Annotated in this window: 7 protein-coding genes; 3 read left to right on the plus strand and 4 right to left on the minus strand. The window is 45.8% G+C overall.

The genetic code is table 11. The features are described from left to right. Positions 1–870, plus strand: an 870-nt coding sequence (gene tuf / locus AC0J20_RS22835) for an elongation factor Tu (RefSeq protein ID WP_473023522.1), incomplete at its 5' end; no start/stop codon positions are given. Between the two features lie 283 nt (positions 871–1,153). Then, entirely contained in the window at positions 1,154–1,468 is a 315-nt protein-coding gene (locus tag AC0J20_RS22840) for a hypothetical protein (RefSeq protein WP_473023523.1), read from the plus strand. Here AC0J20_RS22840 and glnG read toward each other — a convergent pair. The 4 genes from glnG to glnA all read right to left on the minus strand — a co-directional run bounded on the left by glnG (position 1,454) and on the right by glnA (position 6,074). Then, complete coding sequence (glnG, locus tag AC0J20_RS22845; RefSeq protein ID WP_229531471.1) at positions 1,454–2,863, minus strand: nitrogen regulation protein NR(I); 1,410 nt, start codon at positions 2,861–2,863, stop codon at positions 1,454–1,456. The two genes, AC0J20_RS22840 and glnG, sit on opposite strands and share 15 nt — an antisense overlap. Further along, positions 2,860–3,924 carry a nitrogen regulation protein NR(II) gene (gene glnL, locus AC0J20_RS22850; protein ID WP_229531470.1) on the minus strand — a complete coding sequence of 355 codons (1,065 nt, stop codon included), beginning with the start codon at positions 3,922–3,924 and terminating at the stop codon, positions 2,860–2,862. The genes glnG and glnL overlap by 4 nt, the downstream gene beginning before the upstream one ends. Before the next feature lie 81 nt (positions 3,925–4,005). Further along, a complete protein-coding gene (locus tag AC0J20_RS22855) occupies positions 4,006–4,530 on the minus strand; it encodes a DUF4124 domain-containing protein (protein WP_473023525.1) in 525 nt (174 codons plus the stop codon). Positions 4,531–4,664: 134 nt separating this feature from the next. Beyond that, on the minus strand, positions 4,665–6,074 hold the full coding sequence (glnA, locus tag AC0J20_RS22860; protein WP_229531468.1) for a glutamate--ammonia ligase: 1,410 nt from the start codon (positions 6,072–6,074) through the stop codon (positions 4,665–4,667). Positions 6,075–6,569: 495 nt separating this feature from the next. On the opposite strand from glnA, the gene typA reads away from it, so the two are divergent. Next, positions 6,570–8,414: a translational GTPase TypA gene (gene typA / locus AC0J20_RS22865; RefSeq protein ID WP_473023524.1), complete on the plus strand. Its 1,845-nt coding sequence runs from the start codon at positions 6,570–6,572 to the stop codon at positions 8,412–8,414. The last annotated feature ends 109 nt before the right edge of the window (positions 8,415–8,523 follow it).

An 8,523-nucleotide genomic window follows, 5' to 3' on the forward strand; every position in this document is an offset into this window, starting at 1 on the left:
GTAGCTGCGACTGACGGCCCTATGCCTCAGACTCGTGAGCACATCCTGTTAGGTCGTCAGGTTGGCGTACCTTACATCATCGTATTCATGAACAAGTGTGACATGGTTGACGATGAAGAGCTGTTAGAGCTGGTAGAAATGGAAGTTCGTGAACTTCTGACTGAATATGAATTCCCAGGTGATGACCTGCCAGTTATCCAGGGTTCTGCTCTTAAGGCGCTGGAAGGCGACGCAGAGTGGGAAAAGAAAATCATCGAGCTGGGCGAAGCTTTGGATTCTTACATTCCTGAGCCAGAGCGTGCCATCGACAAGCCGTTCATCCTGCCAATCGAAGACGTATTCTCAATCTCTGGTCGTGGTACAGTAGTAACTGGCCGTGTTGAGCAAGGTATCATCAAAGTTGGTGAAGAAGTAGAAATCGTAGGTATCAAAGAAACCACAACTACTACCTGTACTGGTGTTGAGATGTTCCGTAAGCTGCTTGACGAAGGTCGTGCAGGTGAGAACGTTGGTGTTCTGCTTCGTGGTACTAAGCGTGACGAAGTTGAGCGTGGTCAGGTACTGGCTAAGCCGGGTTCAATCAACCCACACACTAAGTTTGAAGCAGAAGTATACGTACTGAGCAAAGACGAAGGTGGTCGCCACACTCCGTTCTTCAAAGGTTACCGTCCACAGTTCTACTTCCGTACAACTGACGTAACAGGTGCTGTTGAGCTGCCAGAAGGCGTAGAAATGGTAATGCCTGGTGACAACCTGAAGTTCGTAGTAGAACTGATTGCTCCTATCGCGATGGACGAAGGTCTGCGCTTCGCAATCCGTGAAGGTGGTCGTACAGTAGGTGCTGGTGTTGTAGCTAAAATCATCGACTAATATCGACGATTACAACCCATCCCAAAAGAAGGTCGCGCAAGCGGCCTTTTTTGTATCTGTTGATTTCCAATTTAATGACAAACAGTGGGGTGTGCTCGCTGAATAACTTTTTAGCGCGGAGTTTAACCAGACGCTGCATGAATTGTATGGTGAAGATTCCGTTTGGAAATGGCGGCGATTAGAGCGCGCTGATGATATCGCATTGCAATCGTATCACAGCACAAGCTGGCTTTCTGATGGAGGCGTGTAAGGTACCATCAGGTTACTTGTTTCTCTCAGCCCGGTGTATGAACATGGTTGCAACACCTTAGTCTTTGAACAGTACACCACGGCTAAACTCAAAGAGGCGGGGGCTCTGCCAATTGAACAGGAAAAGCGCATCACTGATGACAGCGCCTATTTGGAACGATTGGGAAAACAAACACTTCCTTGTAGCTTTAAACTTCACAGCGGTAACGCTTCGCTGTTTGTTCCAATCTGCCAATGCCATCGCCGTCAGCCACCAGGACAAGCAAAAGTCCGTGGTATGCTGAGTTTTTGTATATTATCTGCAAGCAGTTTTAAAAAATCAGCTTGTTCCAGCTTATTTGTAATTTAACTCTTTGAGCTTTCTGGTTAAGGTATTTCTGCCCCAGCCAAGACGTTTTGCTGCATCTTGTTTATGCCCGTGAGTATGATTTAACGCACGATCGAGGAGTATTCTTTCAAATTCCATAGTGGCTTCATTCAAAATATCGTTTTTTCCGGAGCGCAACTGTGAGTCTGCCCACAAAGACAACAACTCTTGCCAGGTGGCCTGGGATGATTCCTGAGAGGTAAATACCTGTTGCTTGTGGATTTCTGGCGGTAAATCTTCGGGCTGGATTTCTTTACTGCTCGCCATCACGGTCAGCCAACGACAAATGTTTTCTAATTGTCTGACGTTTCCGGGCCAGGGCAGGTTGCTGAGAATTTTCTGGCTTTCTTTCCCGAGAATCTTAGCTTCAACCTGCAGTTCTCTGGCTGCCAATGCCAGGAAGTGATGGGCCAGAGGTACGATATCTTCACTGCGGTCACTCAATTTGGGAAGGTGGATTTTAATAACATTGAGTCGGTGGTATAAATCTTCTCTGAATTTACCGTCACTGACCCGTTTTTCCAAATCCTGATGGGTAGCGGCGATGATACGCACGTCCACTTTTACCGGTTCGTGACCACCGACGCGATAAAACTGTCCGTCGGCCAGCACTCTGAGTAATCTGGTTTGTACATCAATGGGCATGTCTCCGATTTCATCCAGAAAAAGGGTGCCACCATTAGCCTGTTCAAAGCGTCCCACACGAGTGGTTTGAGCGCCGGTAAACGCCCCTTTTTCATGCCCGAATAATTCCGATTCGATGAGGTCGCCAGGAATAGCTGCCATATTCAGGGGAATAAAGGTTTTATCCGCTCTGGGGCTGTGCTTATGCAGTGCTTGTGCAACAAGCTCTTTGCCGGTTCCTGATTCCCCATTTATCAGGACACTGATGCTGGACCGGGATAATCGACCAATCGCCCTAAACACTTCCTGCATAGCAGGTGCTTCGCCGATGATTTCAGTTTTAACCCTGGGGTCATTGTTGCCGGATTTAGTATTGTTTTCTCTGGCTTTGGTAAGTGCTTTTTGCACCAGAGTAATAGCTTCATCAATGTCAAAGGGCTTGGGGAGATATTCAAACGCCCCTTGTTTATAGGCGTTCACCGCACTGTCTAAATCAGAGTGCGCTGTCATGATAATAAAGGGAATATCAGGATGTTGCTGGTGTACGGTTTCCAGCAATTGCATACCATCCATTTGCGGCATTCTGATGTCCGATATGATGACCTCTGGTGCCTGACCTGAGTCTAACTGTAACAGCAAATCCTCGGGGTTTTCGAAGCTAAAACATTCTATATTGGCGCCTTGTAATGCTTTTTGCAGAACCCAGCGAATTGAACTGTCGTCGTCAACAATCCATACAGGAGCATTACTCATCTGATGTCTTCCTTCTTAGCAATGGGAATTAAGATTGTGAATTCGGTACGTCCGGGCCAGCTATCTACTTCAATTTTGCCTTTATGGTGATTGATTAGTGACTGGGATATGGATAAACCCAGGCCGGTACCATCAATTTTTGAAGTCACCATAGGATAAAATAAGGTGTCTTTAATGGTATCTGGAATACCCGGACCATCATCGATAATTTTGATCTGGGCGCACAAAGGAAATCGGGTGCCGTGTATGGTGGATTGCCGTTGAATTCGGGTATAAAACTTTAATGTGCCATTGCCATTCATGGCTTGCACGGAATTGCGGGCAATGTTCAAAATTGCCTGTTGTAACATATCCTGGTCGATATACATATCCGGGATAGAGGGATCGTAATCTCGTTCAATAATAATGCTGTCGTGTTCGATAGTTAACAGGGTTCGGATTTTTTCGATCACCCTATGAACATTAACCCATTGGAAATCTGGCGGCTTATTTGGCCCCAGTAATCTGTCAACCAGGTTTCGCAATCGATCGGATTGCTCGATAATCAATTGCGTAAATTCAGTGAGGTTTGTGTCCTGCAACTCCCGTTCAAGTAGTTGCGCTGCCCCTCTGATACCTCCCAACGGATTCTTTATTTCATGCGCCAGGCCTCTTATCAGATCTCTGGATGCTTGCTGTACCGCCCATTGATGGCTTTCCTGATTGAGCTTTTTGATCTGGTCAATCGGGTTGATTTCAAGCGCCAACATCTTCCGTTCAGCAGACTCGTAATAGGTCACTATCATTGATGCCAGACTGTGGCGCCCGTCCTTGAAAATAAGCTGGATCTCGTTTTCCGAGAAACTGTCTCTGTTTTGCAGTGCGCTGTAGAAACGCTCTATCTTGATACAGTCGCCAATGAGAAACTCGGTCAGGGTGTGATTGATGAGTTGATTGCGGGAATGCTCAAACAGGGATTCAGACGAAAGGTTAGCAAATTGAATATGCATATTTTCGTCAAGCAATAGAATCGCTGTTGAAAGATTATCCAGCAAATTATTTAGTTTGATATCTTCACTCATAAATTTAGAACTGCAATGCACTATTATAGTGCAATAAAAAATTTAGGATTGAAAGCGCTGCTTTCTAACCCCTTGAATTATCTAGTTTGCATTGATTAGTGCAGATGCTTTATGTAGATAAAAGGTGCTTAACGGAGAAGATGCAAGTAGCTTGCCTGACTGGTCAAGAAGTTCGATTTTTATTTTATACTCACCTCTGTTCAGTTCCTGAAGTTCAAAAACCGGGGAAGCCTGTTGAGCAGTGGGCTCACCATTAACAATGAGCCTGTACAATCCTTTGACTTCCGGTGATACATTCGCACTGATAGTGACAGTGCCGGCATTATTGCGCACAGTAGCTTCATTGGCGGGAGAAGTGATCGTTACGCTATAGTCTGGTGATGGTGCGGAATTGCTCGCCGGGATCGTTGTTGCGCTATTTTTGTGCGTAGGTGTAGCGATAATGTTGGGTTTTACCTCCAGTTTATATTCCTGGGCGTTAGCCGGTGGTTTATCGGTATAGACTATGCTGCCATCCGCTTTCACTACTTTGTATATTTTTGTTGTCGCCAATGCGTTCACACAGAGGCACAACATCATTAATAAAGTGGCGAATTTACAGGACATAGCACAATGATTTAGTGGGAAGACTCTGTAAGTGTTGTCTGCCCGGGGGGATTTCTCAATAGTAAAAGTGAAAATGTTCACAAAAAAACCCGCTATTAAGCGGGTTTTTATCAGATTAACCTTGTACCTGCGGTTTATACGCTGTAGTACATGTCAAATTCGACTGGTGCAGTAGTCATGTTAAGTTTTTCTACTTCATCAGCTTTAAGTGCGATGTAGGCGTCAATCATGTCATCGCTCATTACGCCACCCGCTTTCAGGAAGTCACGGTCGTTGTCCAGTGCCTGTAACGCCATTTCCAGTGAACTGGCAACAGTTGGGATTTCAGCGGCTTCTTCTGCTGGCAGGTCGTACAAGTCTTTATCCATTGCATCGCCAGGGTGGATCTTGTTTTTGATACCGTCGATACCGGCCATTAACATGGCTGTAAAGGCCAGATAAGGGTTGGCAGTTGGATCAGGGAAACGTACTTCGATACGACGTGCTTTCGCGCTGGTTACGTAAGGAATACGGATAGAAGCAGAACGGTTGCGCGCTGAATAGGCCAGCATTACCGGAGCTTCAAAACCAGGTACTAAACGCTTATAGGAGTTAGTAGAAGCATTTGCGAAGGCATTAATGGCACGCGCGTGCTTGATGATACCACCGATGTAATACAAGGCTTCTTCAGACAAACCGCCGTACTTATCACCGGCAAAGATGTTTTGACCATCTTTACTGATAGACTGGTGGCAGTGCATACCAGAACCGTTGTCACCTACCAGTGGCTTAGGCATAAAGGTGGCAGATTTACCGTAGGCATCAGCAACGTTGTGAACTACATATTTGTAGATTTGGATTTCGTCTGCTTTATTAACGATAGTATTAAATTGACATGCGATTTCGTTCTGACCCGCTGTGGCTACTTCGTGGTGGTGAGCTTCAACTGTCAGGCCCATTTCTTCCATAACCAGACACATTGCGGTACGAATGTCATGAGCAGAGTCAACCGGAGGTACCGGGAAGTAACCGCCTTTTACGCCAGGACGGTGACCCAGGTTACCGCCTTCAAACTCTGCACCTGAGTTCCACTTGGCTTCTGATGAGTCGATCATGTAGTAAGACTCGCCCATTTCAGTGTGGAAGCGGATGTCATCAAACAAGAAGAACTCTGGCTCTGGACCGAAGTAAGCGGTATCACCGATACCTGTTGATTTTAGATACTCTTCAGCGCGAGCTGCAATTGAGCGAGGGTCGCGGTCGTAGCCTTGCATAGTAGAAGGTTCAACGATACCACAGCGAATGTTAACCTGTGCCTCTTCAGCAAAAGGATCTAATACAGCAGTAGCGGGATCTGGCATCAAAATCATGTCTGATTCGTTGATTCCTTTCCATCCTGCGATTGAAGAGCCATCAAACATTTTACCTTCTTCAAAAAACTCTTCGTCGATAAGCCCTGCAGGGATAGAAACGTGCTGCTCTTTACCTTTTGTATCGGTAAATCTCAGATCAACAAACTTTGCTTCACTTTCTGCAATCAAGGCTAAAGCCGATTCTACTGACATATTGTCCTCCGGTTGAGTAGGTCATAGTTGGTGTCAGGAAACACCTTAAAAATTCCTGAAATCATAGCTTATATCTATAGCTTGTGTATTTAGCTATTTTCATGCCATCTTAATATTTAATAAAAGTCGATATAAAACATAGGGTTATATTAAACACCTGTTTGTCAGTGTTACTGTTTTTATATCCGCAGGCACCAGTATGGTGCATAACGATCCAAATTAGTGCAATGTATTGGCGTTTATCAGTTAAAACACTAGTCTATATCCATATTGGTGCAAAGACATAGTCTAATAATGCGTTAAATAAATAAACTGAACCTGTAAATATGACAATCCAGTGAATATTCTGAAGAAAGTTTAGATTTCAATCGCTTATTTTCTGATAACCCTGTAAAATCCGCGCCTCGCTGACCTCATCCGGTTAAAAACCGAGCACCTGAGCGTGCTGACGAAGACGTCCGCCATCGTTTTAATAAGTTACAGAGAAATCATTAAATGACAGCCAATCCGGTAGCCATAGAAAAGTTGCGTAATATCGCCATTATAGCCCACGTTGACCACGGGAAAACAACCCTGGTAGACAAACTTCTGCAGCAGTCAGGAACCCTTGAAAGCCGGGGTGAGACTGAAGAACGTGTCATGGACTCCAATGACATTGAAAAAGAACGTGGTATTACTATCCTGGCGAAAAATACAGCGATTAAATGGAACGATTACCGTATCAATATCGTTGACACGCCCGGACACGCCGATTTCGGTGGTGAAGTAGAGCGTGTAATGTCAATGGCTGACTCTGTACTGTTGCTGGTTGATGCGCAGGAAGGCCCAATGCCGCAAACGCGTTTTGTTACTCAGAAAGCCTTTGCTCAGGGATTAAAGCCGATTGTTGTGATTAACAAAATCGACAAGCCGGGCGCACGTCCTGACTGGGTAATGGACCAGGTATTTGATTTGTTCGACAACCTGGGGGCAACTGACGAGCAGTTGGACTTCCAGGTGGTTTACGCTTCAGCGCTAAACGGTTGGGCGTCGTTAGATTCTGACCAGCCTGCTGAAGATATGACGGCACTATTTCAGACCATTGTAGATCAGGTATCACCACCTGATGCAGATATAGATGGTCCTCTCCAGATGCAGATTTCGCAGCTTGATTATAACTCTTATGTAGGTGTAATCGGTGTTGGTCGTGTTACCCGCGGTAGCGTTAAACTGAATCAACAGGTTACTGTTGTGACGGCGGATGGCAAAAAACGCAATGGCAAAGTAGGCCAGATACTGGGCTATATGGGCCTGCAGCGACATGAAGTGGACGCTGGTTACGCTGGCGACATTATCGCGGTAACCGGTCTGGGTGAGCTGAAAATTTCAGACACCATCTGTGACGTGAACAAGGTTGAGGCTTTGCCTCCGCTGTCGGTTGATGAGCCTACCGTTACCATGACTTTCCAGGTCAATACGTCACCGTTTTCCGGTAAAGAAGGTAAATTCGTCACCTCGCGTAATATCCTGGATCGTTTGAAAGCTGAATTGGTGCACAACGTGGCTTTGCGCGTCAACGAAACGGACAACCCTGATAAATTCCGGGTATCTGGTCGTGGTGAATTGCACCTGGGCATTCTGATTGAAAACATGCGTCGCGAAGGATACGAACTGGCTGTATCTCGTCCTGAAGTTATTCTTAAGGAAATTGACGGTCAGCTACAGGAACCGTTCGAAACACTGACGATTGACTGTCAGGAAGAGCACCAGGGTTCAATTATGGAACAAATTGGCCTGCGTAAAGGTGAATTAACCGATATGTCTCCGGACGGAAAAGGCCGGGTGCGCATGGACTTTGTGATCCCAAGCCGTGGTTTGATAGGTTTCCAGACTGAATTTATGACTCTGACCTCAGGTTCGGGTTTGTTGTACCACACGTTTGATCATTACGCTAACCACAAAGGTGGTAACATCGGTCAACGCAAGAACGGGGTATTGATTGCTAACGCACCTGGTAAGGCCCTGACTAACGCCCTGTTTAATTTGCAGGACCGTGGTCGTCTGTTTATCGGACACGGCGTTGAAGTGTATGAAGGTATGGTCATTGGTATTCACAGCCGTGATAACGACCTGACCGTAAACGCACTTAAAGGCAAGCAGTTAACTAACGTGCGCGCTTCCGGTACTGATGAAGCGCAAAACCTGGTGCCACCAATCGTAATGTCATTGGAGCAGGCCCTGGAATTTATTGACGATGATGAGCTGGTAGAAGTAACACCAATCAGCATCCGTATCCGTAAGAAGCTGTTAACCGAGAATGATCGTAAACGCGCTTCTCGTGAAAAGTCAAAAGAAGCTTAATTACTTCCAATAGGCACAAAGGCTCCATTGCGGCTGTCTCTTATACACAAATCCCTGCTAAGTAATTAGTGGGGATTTTTTTGAACTAAATTCCTGGCCTTCGATCAGA

It is taken from the genome of Planctobacterium sp. R6 (assembly GCF_055755215.1).